General features: G+C 50.6%; 1 pseudogene. It reads right to left on the bottom strand.

Features of this window, described 5'->3' with window-relative positions:
• Window positions 1-254 precede the first annotated feature (254 nt).
• A pseudogene (locus CKL79_RS22455) lies at window positions 255-1,093 on the bottom strand (RNA-guided endonuclease TnpB family protein); the annotation flags it as partial.
• Window positions 1,094-1,191 lie beyond the last annotated feature (98 nt).

The raw sequence follows: 1,191 nt of genomic DNA, 5'->3' as shown, positions 1-1,191 counted from the left end.
CTTTTCATTCTTCTGTTACAACAGATTTCTCGCCCTTTGACCACTCATCGTTACTTTCCTCAATAATGCTACTTACCAGCGGTTATTGAGCTATTGCGGCTTGACTTTACCCTGTAAGAAAATGGTCGCAGCGATCGCCATCAGTCCCAAGCTCAGACCGCATACCCCGCGCCAACCCCAATGGCTCCAGCCGTAAGCCCCCAAAAAAGATCCCAGCGCACCGCCTAGAAAGTAAAACTTGACTACTCCCCCGACTAAAGTACGGGGGATTCTCTGGTCACCCAGAGACTTTCCTGTTTCATAGCAGCCGCCTTCAAAGCTAATGCTTATCGGGTCTTACGCTCGCTCCGCAGGCTAACACCGATAGACCACCGGCTAATACATTTATCGCAGCATTCACGTCTCGATCATGTCCTACCCCACACTCAGGGCAAACCCATTCTCGAATATTCAAAGGCAGTTTGTTAACGGTATGCCCGCAAGCATTACAGCGTTTAGAGCTGGGGAACCAGCGCGACACCTTGACCAATGTGCGCCCATACCAATCGCTCTTATATTCAAGCTGCCTGACCAGCTCACCCCAACTAGCATCACTGATAGCCTGAGCGAGCTTATGGTTTTTCACCATGTTCGACACAGCCAAGTCTTCGATTGCGATGGTTTGGTTTTCTCTCACCAATCGAGTCGTCAGCTTGTGCAGAGTATCTTTTCTAGCGTCAGCAATCTCAGCATGGACACGGGCAACCCGCAGCCTTGCTTTGTACCGATTGTTAGAGCCTTTATCCTTGCGGCTGAGCGCTTTTTGAGCTTTTCGCAACTTGCGGAATTTAGTCTTAAACCCTTTCGGGTTGGCAACTTTCTCACCAGTACTGAGTGTCAACAGGCTACTGATGCCCAAATCAATACCAACCTGATTAGAGGCTTCCGGCAATCGCTCAATATCCACGTCCACCAGCAGAGAAACTGTCCATCTACCCGCAGGCGACAGTTTAACCGTTGCGGTAGAGGGATCAGCGCCAGCAGGCAGCAACCGGCTCCAACGAATCGGCAAAGCTTCCGAGCATTTGGCCAGGTAAACCTGACCGTCTCTGTACCAGCCCTTTCAAGGTGATTTCTTGTCTTCTTTAGCTTTGGCCAAGAGGCGCGCGGTAGAGACATGCGGCTTGTCTTTCTGATATTTGGGCTTCGGTA

Origin of the sequence: Leptolyngbya sp. BC1307, assembly GCF_002286735.1 — a bacterium.
Classification (GTDB): domain Bacteria; phylum Cyanobacteriota; class Cyanobacteriia; order Phormidesmidales; family Phormidesmidaceae; genus Phormidesmis.
This window is presented reverse-complemented; position numbering and strand designations above follow the sequence as displayed.